Here is a 16,614-nt window from a genome sequence, read left to right as displayed (position 1 = left end):
GGTTATCGTTTTGTATTTGCTTGTTCTTTGCGCTCCCAAAGGCTTAAATGCATGTATGGATCGAAGGCCCATTCTGTATAGCCATTGTCTTTATACATGCCAAAATGTAAGTGGGGCGGAAATTTTCCGGCTGTACCAGGAGGTCCATAACCAGTGCTACCAACAAATCCGATTACTTTCCCTGGCTCAACAATTTGTCCAAGCTGTATTTCTTTTGAAAACCCGCCTAAATGAGCGTAATAATGGTAATTGTTATGAAGGTCGCGAATACCAATGCGCCATCCACCAAGGCGGTTCCAACCTTTCGTTTCAATAATGCCATAGCAAGTCGATCTTACTGGCACGCCATATCTGGCAAAAATATCGGTTCCTTCATGAATCCTTCTGCCGCCAAAACTTCTTCCAGCGCCGAAAGTACTACGGTAGCTATGGTCACTACGGATCGGAAGAGGAAAAGCATTTCCTTCTAAATTAATACGTCCATAATGTTTATAAATTTGGGCGTATTCGCTAATTAAATCAACTGTTTTGGCACGTCTATAATATTCCCAGAGCATAATTTTAATACGGTCTTCTGATGTTCCTTGTTTCCTTAAAATAGTCGCTGCGGTATGCAGAAGATCACGGTCGCTATTTGCATTTGCAAATCCATCTTTGTCACCATCTAAACCTATTCCGCCAAATAGAGAAATTGTATGGGGAAGAGTATCGTTACTATTAATAGGTCCAGCCCATATTTCTGGTTTGAAATAAAGGGAAATGATGGCATCTGGTTTTTTCGGAATATCTTTTCTTACGCTCCGTATATTTCTTTCATATTGATCCATTGCAGCTAAGTAATACCATGGAATGCCTGAAGACTGCTCGGTTTCTTTATATAGTGCCATGCGCTTTTCGTATATGCTTTGCTGATTATCTTCACCGTAAGCGATGTTTTGGTGGAGAAGAAAACAAATAGAAAGCAAAAGAGAAATTTTTCGAAGCATGAAATAGACTCCTTTCACAACATCACTCTTTTTAGTGTGGGATATACGGAGTATTTCATTATAGGGAACGATTGGAAAAAATCTTAGAATCTTCATTTGAGCAAATCGCTTTCATACGTTAGAATAGATATGTTACATTGAAAGAAGCGAACACGGTAAACTATTTCATATTGTGCGGAGTTGATAACCATGACAAAACAAACAGAATATAAGCGCAAGCCCGAATGGTTGAAAATTAAGTTAAACACGAATGAAAACTATACAGGCTTAAAGAAAATGATGCGTTCTAAAAATCTTCATACAGTTTGTGAGGAAGCAAAATGTCCGAATATTCATGAATGCTGGGCTGTAAGAAAAACAGCAACATTTATGATTTTAGGTGCGGTTTGTACACGTGCTTGTCGTTTTTGTGCGGTTAAAACAGGCTTACCAACTGAGCTTGATTTACAAGAGCCAGAACGCGTGGCAGATTCAGTAGTACAAATGGGCTTAAAGCACGTTGTTATAACAGCGGTTGCACGTGATGATTTAAAGGACGGGGGAGCAGCTGTTTTTGCTGAAACAGTACGAGCAGTACGTCGTAAAAACCCATTCACGTCTATCGAAGTATTACCATCTGATATGGGTGGAGTAGAAGAAAACTTAAAAATGTTAATGGATGCAAAACCAGATATTTTAAACCATAACATTGAAACAGTACGTCGATTATCTGACCGAGTTCGCGCTAGAGCAAAATATGAACGTTCATTAGAGTTTTTACGTCGAGCGAAAGAAATGCAGCCTGATATTCCAACTAAATCGAGCATTATGGTGGGCTTAGGTGAAACGAGAGAAGATTTAATTGAAGCAATGGATGACTTACGTGCAAATAATGTGGATATTTTAACTCTTGGGCAATACCTACAACCATCTAAGAAGCACTTACCAGTTCTTAAATATTACCCACCAGCAGAATTTGCAGAGCTTAAAGAAATTGCACTTAGCAAAGGATTTAGCCACTGTGAAGCTGGCCCACTTGTGCGTTCTTCTTACCATGCGGACGAGCAAGTACGTTCTGCAAAAGAAAAAACAGCAGAAGCTAAATAATGAAAAAGAGAGCTAACGATTAGCTCTCTTTTTGTTTATACTCTAAAACGGTATTTGGACATGTTAATAAAATCTTTTTTAATTCTTCTGTGGATAATTCAATTGTAAATTCAGGTACACCAGGTGTAATTAAAATTTTATCGTACGTATAAATAGCGTTATCCACAATAATTGTTACATCGTGTGAATATCCGAAAGGAGCCACACATCCCGGCGTACAACCAGTTTTGTCTCGCAGTTCATCAGGAGAACAGAGAGATAAGCGTTCTCCTGTTAGTTCTTTCATCTCTCCCCGGTTGAGCCTTGTGCCCTCTAACGTAAAAAATACGTAATAATCTCCAGACTTTGATTTTAAAAATAAGCTTTTACTTGGAGTGCCTTGTAAGCCGAGTCTCTCACGTACAATCCGATCTGTCTCATAATCGAGTACTGGTTCGTGTTCAAATTTTTCATAAGAAACATTTGTTTTATGTAGTAGAGCAAGTACATCTTCGTACATATGGAGTGATACCCCTTTCTATTATTAGTACAGTTTCTTCTCGTGGCGTCAACTGAATGTTTTGGAAAGGGATATTACTTAGACGATGCTTCCCATAAGCATTTTATGATACATTGTTCGTCGATTGTAATTTCGTAAATATCAGGATTCGTTAAAGTTCTCCATTCATTAAAGCCAATCGTATGATCAAAATGCTTTAAAATGAGCGTAAGTAAATTGCCATGTGTAACAAGTAGTGTTGTCGTATGGTTTAATTGTAAAACGTCTTGAATAAGCGATATGGCACGGTCTGTTGCTTGTTTTGTTGACTCTCCGCCTGAAAAGGCAATATCTATATTTGTAAAAGTAGATTCTAGTTTTTGCATCCAATCATCCATTGGAACGTTGCTCAATATGCGTTCAGTTAATCGATCATCTTCTTGGATAGATAAGTTAGCTTGGAGCGCATAGGGCCGAATGGAATCGATAGCTCGGACAAATGGGCTTGAAATAATATGATCGATTTGTAGATGATTTTCTAAGAGGAATGTAGCAAGGGTATTTGCTTGGTCTTTTCCATCGGTCGTTAATTCAGCATCACATTTTTGCCCAGTTGCTGAACAATGTCGTATTACAATAATTTTCTTCATAATTCATCCCCATCTTTCAAGTTGACGCTATATACTTCGACAAATGTGGAAATAATTCCTTTTTCTTGGAAAACGGCATATGGATTTAAATATGTGGAAAAGTAATGTGGATAATGAACATTTGAGGTGCAATCATGAATAAAATGATATGTATTGTAGTTAGTCTTTGTTTTTTTTATACACTTGTCCACAACTTATGCAGAGTCGAATCAAAAAGTAAATTATCCAAGCAATCGAAATAAGTCATTTGTGAGTGAGGATATTTTTTATAAACAGTTAGATAAGAAAATTTATAAAGAATACAATAATGCAGCATATAGTGTTCGAAAAAAAATCTTATTTAAAGAAGTGCCCGATGAAGAATTTTCTTTCCTACAAAAAACAGCCGTGGGTTGTCGGAGTAGTGTGATGCTTCAAGATTTTTTTGTTCATCCTGATCGCCAAGTTTATTTTTTTGCTTCCTTTTCTCAAAATGAAGTAGAAGAGTTTCATAAATATATCGTTATAGATGCAGAAACAAAGAGGCAGCTGCAAGAAGGAAAAAGCTATCAGCATTGCGACAATCCATAAAAAATAAACCACCAATCGGTGGTTTATTTTTTACTCCGGTACACTCATTAATTTCGCTTTCATTTTGCGAATAAGAACGACAGCGCCAATTGTACAAAGAAGTGTAATTCCTTCTGCAACGAAGATATTGATTGTTTTTGTTTGGTAAAGTGCCGCGAAAAAGTCTACAAATGCGTGGAATAGTATAGCGTATACTAGGAAGATATATTTCTTCTGTTTTACTGCGTATAAAACAAGCATTGTAAAGGCGATTTGAAGCACGAGTGCCATAATTCTTTCTAAGCTACCAAGGAAGTATAAGTAGGCAGGTTGCTGAATTAACATGTCCTGTAAAATGCTCAGCTCGGGTTTTTGTTCAATCAGTCGAGCGAAGCTACCATCGTTAATAGAATTAGCAAAGATTAATGCTTGTAATGCAGAAAAACCGCCAATTAAAATAGATTCAATTCCGCCGTGACCAATTCCATAAGCGAAGCCATCTTTATATTCTAGATATTTTTTTAGTAAGAAGAAGAAGGCAACGAAGCGTCCTAATTCTTCAAAAATACCAGCAGTCAATCCGCCATAAATTGCGAAGACAAACGGATTTTCTAAAAATGGAGCGATTGTTGGATTACCGCGCATAAATAGGTGGAATGGTGTTTCAAGAATTTGGGTAAATCCGATAAAGATAAGAACACCAATGCCGACTACTTTCCAATTCATATTATATTTTTTACGGAAATAAACGAGTACAATAATTGGGACCAGAATCGAGACAATGAGTTGAAAGATGATGCTGGCAATTACAGTATTTGAAACCATACTTTCACCGCTTTCTAATATATGTACATAACTATTATGCATCAAATATAGAAGAGATGAAACTTTTTAAGATAAAATGAATTTACTTATTGACTCTAACGTTGCGTCATACTTTATCGTATGTACTAAGGGGGAGATACAAATGACAATGAGAGTAAAAGAAGTAGCTGATTTAGTTGGAATTAGTGTGCGCACACTGCATCATTACGATGAAATTGGGTTGTTAACCCCGGACGAGACGACAGAGTCTGGATATCGTCTGTATTCCAATGAAAATTTAGAGACATTGCAGCAAATTTTGTTTTTTAAAGAGCTAGGCTTCCCTTTGAAAAAGATTAAAGAGATTATCATGAGTCCATCATTTGATCGCGAAGAGGCACTAGAGCTTCATAAGAAAATGCTTCTTGAAAAGCGTGCTAGATTAGATAAGGTGATTGCGACGATTGATAAAACAATTCAGCATACAAAAGGAGAGATTGAAATGACGAATAAAGAGAAATTTGAAGGATTCGATTTCAGCCATAACCCATATGAAGAAGAAGCACGGGAAAAATGGGGAGATGCAGCTGTAGATAAAGCGAACGAATATGCAAAAGGTATGTCAAAAGAGAACCAAGAGGAGTTTAATGCTATTTATAGAAATTTAGCAGCGCTTAGACACGGAGCACCAGATTCTAAAGAGGCACAAGAAGCAATTGGAGTGTGGTACGATTACTTGCAAAACTTCGGTGCATATTCATTAGATGCTTTTAAAGGACTCGGTCAAATGTACGTCGCTGATGAGCGCTTTACGAAAAATATCGATAAGTTTGGTGAAGGGTTAGCGCAGTTTATGTGTGATGCGATGGAGGTTTATGCGAATCGTAATAAAAAATAAAAAGTAAAACAGGTGGAGATTTTCTCCACCTGTTTTACTTTTTAATCATATCATTCAAAGTCTGATCTCCCGTATTGTTCAAATGAGGATTTTTACTCATTTCACGTTTTAGCATATCGAGGCTTTGCGTATATTCTGTATCATTTAATGCGCCAGATTGAAGACCTTGAATTTGGGAAATCAACTTTTGGTCTGTTGATACATATGCTTTATAATAGCGAGGGACGATGGACAAAGCAGCTCTATATACTTGATCTGCTACGAGTTTTGGATCCGTTGTGTTTGCACGGTATACAACAAATACTTCATCATCGGTAACGAGCGTAGCAGCGTTTGTAACGTCAGGAAGTTTGACTGTCATACTTGTAATCATTTCAGCAACTTTCTCACGGTTAATGGCTCCTACTTGTTTGTTAGATACTTCATGCTTTTGTTTAGATGAATAGCCGACCCTTGTGAGCCGTGTATTTGTATTTTCCGTATGATACATGTCATTTTTATTGGAAACAAGAACACGGCTTCCTTCTTCACGTTCCATTTCAGCTTTGTTCGCTGATTGGCACCCTGCAAATAAGGAAATAGTGAGAAGGGAAAGTAAAATTTGTTTTTTCACGATGTATCACCTCCTTCTCCATAGCATGTACTAATTTGCAATTTTTTGTATTTGAAATTGTTGGTTGTTATGCTTTGTGATACGATAAAAAGAAGAATGCTTAGAGAGGAAGTTAATGATGGAGCAAAAGCAAGAGATTCATGCTACGGTGAGCATTAATAATGTGCAGTACGAAGTAATTAAAAACTTTCGTGACGGTTTTAGTGAAGAAGCATTTAAAGAGCGCTATGCAGAAATTTTAAATAAATATGATTATATCGTTGGAGACTGGGGATATGAGCAACTTAGATTGCGCGGATTCTTTGATGATAGTAACCAGCGTGCGACATATGATACGAAAATTAGTACGTTAACGGAGTATTTATACGAGTACTGTAACTTCGGTTGTGCACACTTCGTATTGCGAAAAGTGAAGAAATAAAAAAATCCTCTTACGATTGTAAGAGGATTTTTTGCATTATAAACAAATCGAGATATAATCTCCTTCAGATAGTATTGTATTTGGCTTCATTTGTTGTCCATTCAATTGAATATCCCCATTTTTAATTTTATCCACAATGCGTGTACGGCTCCAGTCGGAAATATATGTGGATAAGGCTTTATCGATGCGGTGGGAACCGAAAACGATGTCTAATACGATCGTGATTTTAGCTATGCCGTTTTCTTTATGTTGCATAATGGAAATAGTAGTAGTTGTTTCGGCTTGATCTTGCTGCGTCATATCGACTGTTTCAACGTGATCAGTAAATGATTTATAAATACGCAGTTTTTGATTCCACGTATGATCTTTCGGACATTTATAAATGGCAAAGCGGTATATGTTTTTTCCGTTGGCGTTATGCCTACGAATATTTGTGTCGGTAAATAGGGTAGTGCGTCTGCAATTTTTACAATACTTTTCGATTGTGTTTTGTTCATTTTCATATAAACTCCAAGAAAGTTGTACTTTCTGCATTTTCCTTCACCTCTTATAGTAGTGGCAAAGGAACGTAATACAGCTATTTGGATGTCTTGTAGTATGAAGACATGAGAAAAAGACAAAAATAAAAGGAGGTTCCCTTAGGAACCTCCGTAAACATCATACTACAGATGCGTTACGTTCCTTTGTAATGGGAATGGGCAGACTACTCCCTTGAAAAAGCGTGGTGCTTTTTTGAGAGTAATGCTATCCAATTGCTGGTCCATTACAAAGTAAATGTTGGCATACGTAGATAACGTCCTTTCTACCCAAATAGATTTATTCTTAATCATAACATATTAGTTTGAAAATTAAAAATACTTATAATGAAAAAACACCAGCTAAAACAGCTGGTGCCTAAGATAAATTATATAAGTTCAAATAAAAATGAGCGTAATTCTTCTGCAATTTCTTCAGTCATAGAAAATGCGTGCTCTAAGTAGCCTGGTTCGTTTAAATCGTCAGCACCGATGATTGCAAATTTATTGCGTTGCATATCAAGGACAATTGTTTTACCGTAATGACGATCGGAGTATAATAGCGCTAAATCGTGACGCTCATTTTCTCCCATAAAGCTAACGAAACGAGTTTTTGTAGCGACAGTATCGTCGTACAGAAAGAAACGTTCTTCCATACACATGGCTCCTTTATTAAATATCTAAGTTTAAGTGTGGTTTATGATCTAAATGGTGATGCGTTTTAATGAATCGTACTGTTCTTGTTTTGTAACGCATTACGATAGAGTATGTTTCAGCTAAATCTCCACCAAGGAATTTAACACCGTCTAATAACTCACCAGCAGATACACCAGTTGCTGAGAAGATTGCATCATCCCCAGATACTAAGTCATCTAACATAAGAAGTTGACGAGGATCTTCTAATCCCATTTCACGACAACGAGCTTCTTCTTCTTCGTTCATTGGAACTAAACGAGCTTGCATTTCACCTTCAAGGCACTTTAATGCTGCTGCAGAAATAACACCTTCTGGAGCTCCGCCAATACCTACGAATAAGTCGATACCCGTTCCAGGTAGTGCTGTTGCGATTGACGCACCAACATCACCGTCACCAAATAATTTTACGCGCGCACCTTTTGCACGAACACGATCAATAATATCTTGATGACGTTCACGTTCTTGAACGATAACCGTTAGATCGCGAATCTTTTTATTGTTAGCTTCTGCTACAATTTCAATTGTTTTTTCAATTGGATCATCTAAGCTAATTTTACCAGCTGCTTTTGGACCAACCGCGATTTTTTCCATGTACATATCAGGAGCATGAAGAAGGTTCCCTTTGTCTGCGATTGCAATAACTGCCATTGCATTTGCAAGACCTTTTGCAACGATGTTTGTACCTTCTAATGGGTCAACGGCGATGTCTACTTCTGGACCGTTACCTGTTCCTAGTTCTTCACCAATATACAACATCGGTGCTTCATCAAGTTCTCCTTCACCAATTACAACTGTACCTGCCATGTTTACTGAATCGAACATATCACGCATTGCTGTAGTTGCTGCATCATCTGCTTCATTTTTCTTTCCGCGGCCCATCCACTGTGCGGATGCTAAGGCTGCTGCTTCTGTTACACGGACAATTTCTAGTGCGAGTTCACGTTCCAAGATTCCATTCCTCCAATTTCAAAAATCATACAAATATAACTATAACAAATAACGGAGAAAAGGTGAATTCGAAAAATTGTCGATTTTTTCAGAAGAAAGCGTTACAATTAAAATGTAAATGCTTTAATTTCCAGGTAGGTGACATTCATGTATTTTGTAGACAGAAAGAAAATAGAACAAATGCTAGTATGTTTAGAACGAGCAACAAGTACATTTCAAGAGAAAAAGATATATGAAACCGAGTTTGAATTTTACGCATTAGAGCGCATAGCCCATCTTATTATTGATACTGTATTAGATGCCGGGAATGCGATGATTGATGGATTTATTATGCGCGATCCAGGAAGCTATGAAGATATTATTGATATTTTAATGGACGAGCGAGTGATAAGTGAAGAAGATGGACAAGGGATGAAAGAAATTATCCTTCTTCGAAAAATGCTTACGCAAGACTATATTCAAATGAATCATGATGAATTATATAAGACGATTCAAAAACATATTGCAGTGGTAGAGAAATACCCAGCAAATGTTCGCAGTTATTTAGAAAAGGAATTAGGACCTGTATCTGCATTTGTACCAGAATAATTATGCTTATAAGATCCCCAGAGAATGCCTTTTGGGGATCTTATATTGTATGTGAGAAAGAAAAGGGAGAAGGGTGAAGTATGGGGGAAGCACGTACTACGAAAGACGAAATTGTACAATTGTTGAAAGTAAAGGGAGAGCACACGGTAGCTGAACTAGCTGACGTTTTAGAGATTACAGAAATGGCGATCCGAAGACATTTAAGTAATCTTGAGAAAGACGGACTCATTTATTCTAAGATGGTAAGGCAACATGTCGGAAGACCAACTTATTTGTATGGATTAAGTGAAAAGGGAGAAGATACATTCCCGAAAGAGTATAAGCAATTTGCGATTGATATGCTAGAAGATTTAGCTCGAATGGGTGATGAAAAAATACTTCGTTACGTTTTAAAAGAGAGAACGAAGCGAATGGAAGAACAGTTACAAAAGAGAGTGAGTAATCAAAAGAATTTAGCATATAAAGTGCAAGAGATAGCAGCTATGCAAGAGAAAAACGGTTATATGGTTCAAATAAAGAGAGATGGAGAGAATTCTTTCGTAATTGAAAAACAAAACTGTCCGTTAAAGGAAATTGCAGAGAGATTCCCGCAAGTATGTGAAGATGAAAAAGAGATGTATAAGCGTTTATTTGCAGGAGCAGATGTAAAGACGTTAGCAAATATGTGTGAGGGCGATTGTAGTTGTTCTTACCAAGTAAAAGAGAAAAAATGAACGTTATGGGGCGCTTTTAGGTAAAGCGTTTTTTTCTTTGGAAAAAGCGGGTAATATAAGAGTGGTATGATAAGGTGAGAACGTTAGCATAGAAGGAGAGACATAATCGATGTATAAAGGTTACTTAATTGACTTAGACGGTACGATGTATCGCGGAGAAGAACAAATTGAAGAGGCAAGCGACTTCGTAAAAGCATTAGGAGAGCGCGGCATTCCTTATTTATTCGTTACGAATAACTCAACGCGTAAACCAGAACAAGTGGCAGAAAAACTTGTTCGTTTCGATATTCCAGCGAAAGCAGAGCAAGTATTCACAACGAGTATGGCGACTGCGAACTTCATTTATGAACGTAAACAAGACGCAACTGTATATATGATTGGTGAAGAAGGCTTACACGATGCACTTGTGGAAAAAGGATTTGAACTTGTGGATGAAAATCCTGATTTCGTTGTTGTTGGTTTAGATCGTGACATCACATATGAAAAGTTAGCAAAAGCGTGTCTTGCTGTGCGTAACGGCGCAACGTTTATTTCCACAAATGGAGACATTGCCATTCCGACTGAGCGCGGATTATTACCAGGTAACGGCTCATTAACATCAGTTGTAGCAGTATCAACAGGTGTGGATCCAATCTTTATCGGAAAACCAGAATCAATCATTATGGAACAAGCTTTAAAAGTACTTGGCATAGAAAAAAAAGAAGCATTAATGGTTGGGGATAACTACGATACAGACATTTTAGCAGGAATAAATGCTGGCATGCATACCCTTCTTGTCCACACTGGAGTCACAACTGTGGAGAAGTTAACAGAATACGAAGTACAACCAACGCAAGTTGTGCATAACTTGACGGAGTGGATTGAGAAGATGTAATGAAGAAAGCTGTTCCAAACTTTGGAACAGCTTTTTTTCTAATATTTGCGGGCAGCCCGATTGGTGTGGGCTAACATTCAGTTGTGACTAGTGTCGATTTTTGTCGGTAAGTCGATATATTTGAAAAATCGCCGATATAATCTGAGTTGCGCCGATATATTTAGAAAATCGCTGATATAATATGAGTTGCGCTGATATATTTAGAAAATCACTGATATAATTTTATTAGAACGCACGATTCACAACGTCTTTAACCTCTTCAAGATATTGTTTACGCACACTGTCATTCACAGAAGGAACACTTGTATAGAATGTATGCTCAATTGTTTCAATGCCTGTAAATTCAAAAATACCAACATCCGCTGTTTTCTTCATTGCATCAAACATGCCGCCTGCTGTGTATGCCTCTTTCGTATTACCCATTGTAGATAATAACAATCCTTTTTTACCGCTTAATAACTTTTCAATACCGTTTTCACCGTAAGCATAAGCAAATCCATGGCTAAACACACGGTCAACGTATCCTTTTAAAATAGCAGGAAGTCCCGCCCACCAAACTGGATAAATAAATGTAATGCTGTCAGCCCAAGAGATATGTTCTTGTTCTTCTTTAATATCTTCTGGTGTATTTCCTTTAGAAAATGAGATGAAATCGGAAGCGCCTAATACTGGATTAAAGTTTAATTCGTATAGATCGCGAACGCGTACTTCGTGACCTTTTCCTTCTAATTCACTTTTTACCGTTTCTAAAATCGCATGGTTGAAGCTTTCTGTATTCGGGTGTGCATAAACGATTACATGTTTCATTTTTCTTCCTCCTATTTGTGGATATGTGAATAGTTATTTGTATATCTGTAACTATTATGGTTACTACCTTTATAGAAGTCAAGTAATACATATGTATGTATAAAAAGACGCCCGAAAATCGCCTTTTTATACCCCGCTCATACAAAGTACAAAAAAGACAAATAAAATAATGACAATACCAATGCCGAAGTTAAATACGAGAGTACTATCCATATATGTAGCCTCCTTGTTTGAAAGTAAAAAGCACTCTAGTTAAGAGTGCTTTTTTATTTTGAATCTACTTTATAACTTTTAGAAAGTGATTCATGCGTGTAATGATTTACATTATTTTATGTATTTATACTTTGAAATGAGTAAGTCCTTGTTGGATATAGAAAAAAAGACACTCGTGGAGTGTCTTTTAAGATGACAAAATGTGCCAATTGCTTGAGGTTGATAAGACGCTAATTTCCGTGTTAACGCCTTTTCTTTAATCAAGAAGTGTAGCAACAGCGATTCAAATAGATTGTACCATTTGTTTAATTGTGGTGCGTATGCAATTGTGCATATTATGATCATGAGGTAGGTAATGAACTGTGAATAATTTGAAGTGATTTATTTACGATTTCTTCTGCGGCATATATGCCGATTGCGTCTGTTTTTAAAATATGAGGTTGTAAGTTATCATGCATTGCCCCTAACTCACCATGAAGTGGTGCAAAGGCATGGTTCGCCTTTTCAAGCATGCATAAATCAAGTAAAGAATCCCCAGCTGTAATAATCGTATCTATTTGCAAAATTTCTTTTATATATTGCACGGCGTCCCATTTGTTAATTGGTTTTGGTACAAAGTATAGCTTTCTACCTTGAAGTGAATGATTCCAGCCTTGTTTGTCTAACCAGGAAGTGAAGGATGATAATTCATCATAAGGAATGTTCTCCCGTTTAATAATGCAATAATGGAATAGATCATCAGCTGTTTTTTGTGATATAACCCAATCTTTATGAGCTATTTGTCCAAATTCCTTTAGTATGTCGTTTCCCTCTATACATTCAAACGATAGTCTTTCTTTTACTATCCTGTTCCAAGTACCATCTTGTTTACCGTTATGAAGGATATTACCGCCGTTACTTGTAATGGCGTATTCGGGAATGATTTCGTCTTGGAATAAAGAAATACGCTGAAACTGCTCAATAGTTCTTGTTGTAACTGGGATGAAATGTGAGTGCAGTTGCAATTTTTTTAGTAGTGAAATGGTTTTATGTGATATGAAAGAAATTTCTTTCCCATCTAAAGTTTCAATGAGTTGAATTGATTCATCTTCTATAGGGGCACGAAACGATTTCCGGGAATAAATAAGCGTCTGATCAAGATCACTGGCGAAAATCATATCGTTTCCCTCTTAAGAGGCTTAATGAGCCCGCAACATGAATAAGCCATATTCTCATAGATTTCAATAGGGACATTCTTTTCTTTAGCAAGAAGTAAAATATGCTTTAAATCGGGATTGTTTTGCTTCCGTATTAAAATTTTCCATGGTATTCTCCGGAGTAATACACGAGTTGTTTCGCCCACTCCTGGTTTGATTAAGTTAATATCGTCAATTTCAAAGTGATTTTGGATAGACTGTATATCTTTTAATCCTTGCCAAGAGGGATCAGTGTAAGTTGAAGTAATATAACGTAATTGATTATCTATATGAGAATGAACAGAAGGGAATAAATCTGTTACCTCATCAATGAATAAATTTGATAAGTCTTCTTGTTCTAGCTCTTTATAATATTTAACACCATGAAAATCATTTGGACCGATATAGGTGTCATTTAGTACAGTGCGGCTAATGAGTCCAGAGACTGTTGCATTTAAGCAAGCGCTAGGAATAAGAAAATCTTCACGTGTACCGTAAATTGAAGTACAGTAACCGGGATCAGCAAGCACAGCCATACAATGAGAAATGTGTGTATTATTTCGTTCGTTAAATGTGTGTACTGCATATTCTAATTCTTTTTTTATTGCACCTTTTCCAGTCCACCCATCAATGAATTGAATTGTTTCTTTAGGGTGATGTTCCAAAATATAATGGAGTGCATTTTCATCAATACCGCGTCCGCGAACAATAGAAATACAATAGTGAGGTACATCAAGGTTGTATTGATAGCGTATGTAGCGTTTGATAAGAATGCCAATAGGTGTACCAGCACGAGCTAATGAAACGAGGACAAGGTTAGTTCCTTTAGTTTGTATAATCTGTTCGGCGACAACTCCAACAGCGATGGCTAGTTTGTGTTTGTATTGTTGCAGGGAAGAAAAGAATAAATCCATATACGCTTTAGAGGGTTTATATTCCATTGGTAACATTTCGGAATAATGTGTGCCAGCTTGAATTGCTTGTTCTCTAGTTTCCGTGGAACTTTCTTTCATTAAATCACTAATATCTTTTAATAGAAAAATAGCATCATTTGGATTGTAACTACTAATATGAGAATTTAATTTTACCATAATTATCAACCTTCCTTTTCTATGCTATTTGAAAATGAGACGATATGAATAAAAGGAATAACTGTTTGTAACTGCTGTAGAAGAGGAGATAGGGCTTCTTCCCCTAAATCACGCTCAATGAAAACAAATACTTCATCGTAATCATGAGGTGAAATATTATAAAAGTAATTTGTAATAGTAGAATCTTCAGGACTTGGATATGAGAAATGATTATGAATGGCGTAGTTCACATCATTTGAAACAGAATGGATAGGGCTTCTTGTTGTAGATTGATATAAAATATTTTCACCCATTTCAGCAGCAATTTTCATTGGGATATACATAAATTCACCCGTTCCGAGACAGAGTGTTCGTTTTCCAATTCTTTCTCTTTTTAAAGTTTTTCCTGCTTCTTGGGCGAAAGAATGAATGTGCTTTTGTTCATATGCTGAAATGCCAAATCGCCCAGTATATTTTATATAATTTGATGTATAGGGTGATTTTAGGCAGGTAAGGGTATGTTTTTTGAAATCAGGTTTTGTTTCTTCAATTTGAATCTCTTTTTTTGCAATATTTAATGGTTGGCCAGTTGTATGAATACTGCCTTCTAATAAAGAAATAACATGAACCTTAATTTGAAGTTCTTCTTCTAATTGTTTAAATTGTTTTCTATTAGTATGAGAACGCCAGTCTAACAAAGAAGCAATTATATATTCTTCTCGTGGGAATTTATTTTGAATAGATCTAATAATATTTAATGCTGTTTTTCCTGTTGTCATCTCATCATCTACGAGAACAATTGGATTGTTGTTTTGAAAAAAGCTTTCATCTACATAACAACGGTGTGATGTTGCATGAGAATGTTCTTCCTCAAATGTAATGACAGATTCTAGGTGGGGTATCGATTCCCTAGTTGTATGTACATACTTTGCATTTTGAAAGCATTGAAACATAGAATGACCAAGTGATGTCGCTGTTTCAGCGAATCCGATGAACAAAACTTCTTCTTGCAGAGGATATTGATAACGAAATACTTCCTCTGGGATTTCATCAATTTCTAATGAAATGAGATTTAAAATTTCTTTTTGAAATGGATGAGAAATATTATGTAGTATTTCCATATATCTTGCAGCGAGAGCAACTCCACTTGATAGAGAGACTGTAGGTTTAATAGGAAGATGCTTTCCAAGGATTGTACTCACAAATAAAAAACTACGTTTCTTATTTATTCTCGCAGCCATTTGAAAAAGATTGTCTAGCGCTAAATTATATGGATTATCACGTACTTCTACATGAACTTGTATAGTATTTAAAACGTTATACGTGTTGCTTTGCGTTTGTAATAAGGAGATCGGTGAATTGTTTGTTTTCATGTAGCACCCCGTAAATATTAGATTTTAAAATGGTTTTGCGAGCCCACCCATAATGAGGTTTTACTTCATTCATTTTGTTAGAAAAACTGCTTTTTAGCACTCCATTATACGTATCTGCATTTTGTAAAATTAATCTCGCATCTAAATAATCTTCCATTGTGACAATGTGCATTGCCTGTACAACTTTAATATGAGATGGGTGAATAACTGTCTTTCCGATTAAGCCATTTGCATGGTCAAGCGATACCTCTTGAATAAGCCCTTCTTCATGATCATTAGAAAAATATTCCCATACACATCCTGAAATAATATATTCATTTGTTGCCCTTGAGAAAACGTTAATAATGTCTGAAATACAATCACGGACAACAGTAATATGATAGATAGGTGTGTATTTATTACGCCGAATACTAAATATACTTGAAAAATCAGTAGCACCAATACGTACATTTAAGATGTAATCGTGATAAGAATCTAGTAAATCCTTTATTTGTAATAATGATTCTGCCCGTGTTTCCTTATACATAATTTCGGGTGATTCTAAAATCGGCATGCCATATAGCGATAATGAGTATAACTCGTTTATATATGCAAGCTGATCGATATAAGTCTTTCCGTTAATCGGTGTGAATTTTGGAAAGACAAAACCACATAAACAATGAACGGCACTACCTAATTCAGTAACAATTTTCTTCATTTGACTTGGCTGTCGAACTCTAATAAAAAGGAGTGGGATGTCTGCTTGATTTAGTATGTTGGCACTGACTAAGTTAGCGATTTGCTGTATTTGAACGACGATGTTTTGCTCTGCAAGTTTTACTTCCTCATCGCTTATAGCGTCCTCTAGACAAAGAATAATTGAGATAGCATCCACATGTTTCCTTCTAATTATATCTTCCGCAATCGTTTCTTTCGTGCCAGGAGTATATAGTGTAGCGCCTAGTGCGTAAGCTAGTTGTTCTTTTCCTATATTTTTTGAAAAATTAAGAGGTTCTTTATAGAAAAAATTTTGCCGTTCTTCTGAGGAGAGATAAGAAAAGTAATTCAAATTGTCACCACCTTATTTATAATGATTCTGTTTAATCGTAACATAATAAGAAAAATCTTCCATAAAAATGAAGCAAGAAATTAAAAAAATATATTGAGAAAGATGAATT

The 16,614-nt window shown here is 36.3% G+C and carries 19 protein-coding genes and 1 pseudogene; 7 read left to right on the top strand and 13 right to left on the bottom strand.

From position 1 onward, the window contains the following. Positions 1–2 precede the first annotated feature (2 nt). Positions 3–986, bottom strand: coding sequence for a M23 family metallopeptidase (locus AC22L0_RS21055; RefSeq protein WP_487272434.1), 984 nt, complete (start codon positions 984–986; stop codon positions 3–5). A 189-nt stretch (positions 987–1,175) separates the two neighbouring features. Here AC22L0_RS21055 and lipA point away from each other — a divergent pair, with 189 nt between their 5' ends. Further along, the gene (gene lipA, locus AC22L0_RS21050; RefSeq protein WP_000166372.1) at positions 1,176–2,072 is read left to right on the top strand and encodes a lipoyl synthase; all 897 of its coding nucleotides are present in this window, start codon (positions 1,176–1,178) and stop codon (positions 2,070–2,072) included. A gap of 19 nt (positions 2,073–2,091) precedes the next feature. Here lipA and AC22L0_RS21045 read toward each other — a convergent pair whose 3' ends face one another. Together AC22L0_RS21045 and AC22L0_RS21040 are read right to left on the bottom strand one after the other, a co-directional pair. Then, a complete protein-coding gene (locus AC22L0_RS21045; RefSeq protein WP_000272747.1) occupies positions 2,092–2,571 on the bottom strand; it encodes a YbaK/EbsC family protein in 480 nt (159 codons plus the stop codon). A gap of 74 nt (positions 2,572–2,645) precedes the next feature. After that, on the bottom strand, positions 2,646–3,200 hold the full coding sequence (locus tag AC22L0_RS21040) for a histidine phosphatase family protein (protein WP_087964789.1): 555 nt from the start codon (positions 3,198–3,200) through the stop codon (positions 2,646–2,648). Between the two features lie 134 nt (positions 3,201–3,334). Here AC22L0_RS21040 and AC22L0_RS21035 point away from each other — a divergent pair. Next, positions 3,335–3,770 (top strand): annotated as a pseudogene (locus tag AC22L0_RS21035) (hypothetical protein). A 30-nt stretch (positions 3,771–3,800) separates the two neighbouring features. Here AC22L0_RS21035 and AC22L0_RS21030 read toward each other — a convergent pair. Next, positions 3,801–4,616, bottom strand: a complete 816-nt coding sequence (locus AC22L0_RS21030) for a YhfC family intramembrane metalloprotease (protein ID WP_002101508.1) — start codon at positions 4,614–4,616, stop codon at positions 3,801–3,803. A gap of 100 nt (positions 4,617–4,716) precedes the next feature. Here AC22L0_RS21030 and AC22L0_RS21025 point away from each other — a divergent pair, with 100 nt between their 5' ends. Beyond that, positions 4,717–5,451: a MerR family transcriptional regulator gene (locus AC22L0_RS21025; protein ID WP_000178768.1), complete on the top strand. Its 735-nt coding sequence runs from the start codon at positions 4,717–4,719 to the stop codon at positions 5,449–5,451. Between the two features lie 34 nt (positions 5,452–5,485). Here AC22L0_RS21025 and AC22L0_RS21020 read toward each other — a convergent pair whose 3' ends face one another. Next, positions 5,486–6,064 carry a YhcN/YlaJ family sporulation lipoprotein gene (locus AC22L0_RS21020; RefSeq protein WP_000744128.1) on the bottom strand — a complete coding sequence of 193 codons (579 nt, stop codon included), beginning with the start codon at positions 6,062–6,064 and terminating at the stop codon, positions 5,486–5,488. Positions 6,065–6,182: 118 nt separating this feature from the next. Here AC22L0_RS21020 and AC22L0_RS21015 point away from each other — a divergent pair, with 118 nt between their 5' ends. Further along, positions 6,183–6,485: a YutD family protein gene (locus AC22L0_RS21015; protein WP_000435943.1), complete on the top strand. Its 303-nt coding sequence runs from the start codon at positions 6,183–6,185 to the stop codon at positions 6,483–6,485. Between the two features lie 36 nt (positions 6,486–6,521). Here AC22L0_RS21015 and AC22L0_RS21010 read toward each other — a convergent pair whose 3' ends face one another. The 3 genes from AC22L0_RS21010 to glpX form a co-directional block, all read right to left on the bottom strand. Then, on the bottom strand, positions 6,522–7,019 hold the full coding sequence (locus AC22L0_RS21010; protein WP_001174575.1) for a hypothetical protein: 498 nt from the start codon (positions 7,017–7,019) through the stop codon (positions 6,522–6,524). A 370-nt stretch (positions 7,020–7,389) separates the two neighbouring features. Continuing rightward, positions 7,390–7,656, bottom strand: a complete 267-nt coding sequence (locus tag AC22L0_RS21005; protein ID WP_000392606.1) for a DUF3055 domain-containing protein — start codon at positions 7,654–7,656, stop codon at positions 7,390–7,392. A 16-nt stretch (positions 7,657–7,672) separates the two neighbouring features. Beyond that, a complete protein-coding gene (gene glpX, locus AC22L0_RS21000) occupies positions 7,673–8,644 on the bottom strand; it encodes a class II fructose-bisphosphatase (RefSeq protein ID WP_000439090.1) in 972 nt (323 codons plus the stop codon). Positions 8,645–8,791: 147 nt separating this feature from the next. On the opposite strand from glpX, the gene AC22L0_RS20995 reads away from it, so the two are divergent. From AC22L0_RS20995 to AC22L0_RS20985, 3 genes are all read left to right on the top strand, one after another. Then, a complete protein-coding gene (locus tag AC22L0_RS20995; protein WP_000274008.1) occupies positions 8,792–9,232 on the top strand; it encodes a DUF86 domain-containing protein in 441 nt (146 codons plus the stop codon). Between the two features lie 80 nt (positions 9,233–9,312). Beyond that, complete coding sequence (locus tag AC22L0_RS20990) at positions 9,313–9,945, top strand: helix-turn-helix transcriptional regulator (protein ID WP_000503346.1); 633 nt, start codon at positions 9,313–9,315, stop codon at positions 9,943–9,945. Between the two features lie 109 nt (positions 9,946–10,054). Then, positions 10,055–10,819 (top strand): TIGR01457 family HAD-type hydrolase, encoded by a 765-nt coding sequence (locus AC22L0_RS20985; RefSeq protein WP_000276465.1) that lies wholly within the window; start codon positions 10,055–10,057, stop codon positions 10,817–10,819. Positions 10,820–11,044: 225 nt separating this feature from the next. Here the strand turns inward: AC22L0_RS20985 and AC22L0_RS20980 are convergent, their stop codons facing one another. The 5 genes from AC22L0_RS20980 to AC22L0_RS20960 form a co-directional block, all read right to left on the bottom strand. Beyond that, positions 11,045–11,626, bottom strand: coding sequence for an NAD(P)H-dependent oxidoreductase (locus AC22L0_RS20980; protein WP_487272433.1), 582 nt, complete (start codon positions 11,624–11,626; stop codon positions 11,045–11,047). Positions 11,627–12,180: 554 nt separating this feature from the next. Next, on the bottom strand, positions 12,181–12,996 hold the full coding sequence (locus AC22L0_RS20975) for an HAD family hydrolase (RefSeq protein WP_000575383.1): 816 nt from the start codon (positions 12,994–12,996) through the stop codon (positions 12,181–12,183). Further along, positions 12,993–14,105: a cysteine protease StiP family protein gene (locus AC22L0_RS20970; RefSeq protein WP_000239908.1), complete on the bottom strand. Its 1,113-nt coding sequence runs from the start codon at positions 14,103–14,105 to the stop codon at positions 12,993–12,995. Before AC22L0_RS20970 ends, AC22L0_RS20975 begins: the two co-directional genes overlap by 4 nt. 5 nt (positions 14,106–14,110) lie before the next feature. Continuing rightward, on the bottom strand, positions 14,111–15,457 hold the full coding sequence (locus tag AC22L0_RS20965) for a phosphoribosyltransferase family protein (protein WP_087964794.1): 1,347 nt from the start codon (positions 15,455–15,457) through the stop codon (positions 14,111–14,113). Then, complete coding sequence (locus tag AC22L0_RS20960) at positions 15,402–16,505, bottom strand: HpcH/HpaI aldolase/citrate lyase family protein (protein WP_001106078.1); 1,104 nt, start codon at positions 16,503–16,505, stop codon at positions 15,402–15,404. The genes AC22L0_RS20965 and AC22L0_RS20960 overlap by 56 nt, the downstream gene beginning before the upstream one ends. Positions 16,506–16,614 lie beyond the last annotated feature (109 nt).

The organism is Bacillus sp. LQ01 (assembly GCF_057624735.1).
The sequence above is the reverse complement of the archived record's forward strand: the minus strand, read 5'-3'. Positions and strand labels throughout refer to the sequence as shown.

What these genes read in the sequence shown, in the direction of transcription:
- AC22L0_RS21025 (WP_000178768.1), top strand. Translation starts at nt 4,717, where the DNA reads ATGACAATGAGAGTAAAAGAAGTAGCTGATTTAGTTGGAATTAGTGTG.
- AC22L0_RS21055 (WP_487272434.1), bottom strand. Translation starts at nt 986, where the DNA reads ATGCTTCGAAAAATTTCTCTTTTGCTTTCTATTTGTTTTCTTCTCCAC.
- lipA (WP_000166372.1), top strand. Translation starts at nt 1,176, where the DNA reads ATGACAAAACAAACAGAATATAAGCGCAAGCCCGAATGGTTGAAAATT.
- AC22L0_RS21030 (WP_002101508.1), bottom strand. Translation starts at nt 4,616, where the DNA reads ATGCATAATAGTTATGTACATATATTAGAAAGCGGTGAAAGTATGGTT.
- AC22L0_RS20980 (WP_487272433.1), bottom strand. Translation starts at nt 11,626, where the DNA reads ATGAAACATGTAATCGTTTATGCACACCCGAATACAGAAAGCTTCAAC.
- AC22L0_RS21005 (WP_000392606.1), bottom strand. Translation starts at nt 7,656, where the DNA reads ATGGAAGAACGTTTCTTTCTGTACGACGATACTGTCGCTACAAAAACT.
- AC22L0_RS21045 (WP_000272747.1), bottom strand. Translation starts at nt 2,571, where the DNA reads ATGTACGAAGATGTACTTGCTCTACTACATAAAACAAATGTTTCTTAT.
- AC22L0_RS21010 (WP_001174575.1), bottom strand. Translation starts at nt 7,019, where the DNA reads ATGCAGAAAGTACAACTTTCTTGGAGTTTATATGAAAATGAACAAAAC.
- AC22L0_RS20970 (WP_000239908.1), bottom strand. Translation starts at nt 14,105, where the DNA reads ATGGTAAAATTAAATTCTCATATTAGTAGTTACAATCCAAATGATGCT.
- AC22L0_RS20975 (WP_000575383.1), bottom strand. Translation starts at nt 12,996, where the DNA reads ATGATTTTCGCCAGTGATCTTGATCAGACGCTTATTTATTCCCGGAAA.
- AC22L0_RS20985 (WP_000276465.1), top strand. Translation starts at nt 10,055, where the DNA reads ATGTATAAAGGTTACTTAATTGACTTAGACGGTACGATGTATCGCGGA.
- AC22L0_RS20990 (WP_000503346.1), top strand. Translation starts at nt 9,313, where the DNA reads ATGGGGGAAGCACGTACTACGAAAGACGAAATTGTACAATTGTTGAAA.
- AC22L0_RS21015 (WP_000435943.1), top strand. Translation starts at nt 6,183, where the DNA reads ATGGAGCAAAAGCAAGAGATTCATGCTACGGTGAGCATTAATAATGTG.
- AC22L0_RS20995 (WP_000274008.1), top strand. Translation starts at nt 8,792, where the DNA reads ATGTATTTTGTAGACAGAAAGAAAATAGAACAAATGCTAGTATGTTTA.
- AC22L0_RS21040 (WP_087964789.1), bottom strand. Translation starts at nt 3,200, where the DNA reads ATGAAGAAAATTATTGTAATACGACATTGTTCAGCAACTGGGCAAAAA.
- AC22L0_RS20965 (WP_087964794.1), bottom strand. Translation starts at nt 15,457, where the DNA reads ATGAAAACAAACAATTCACCGATCTCCTTATTACAAACGCAAAGCAAC.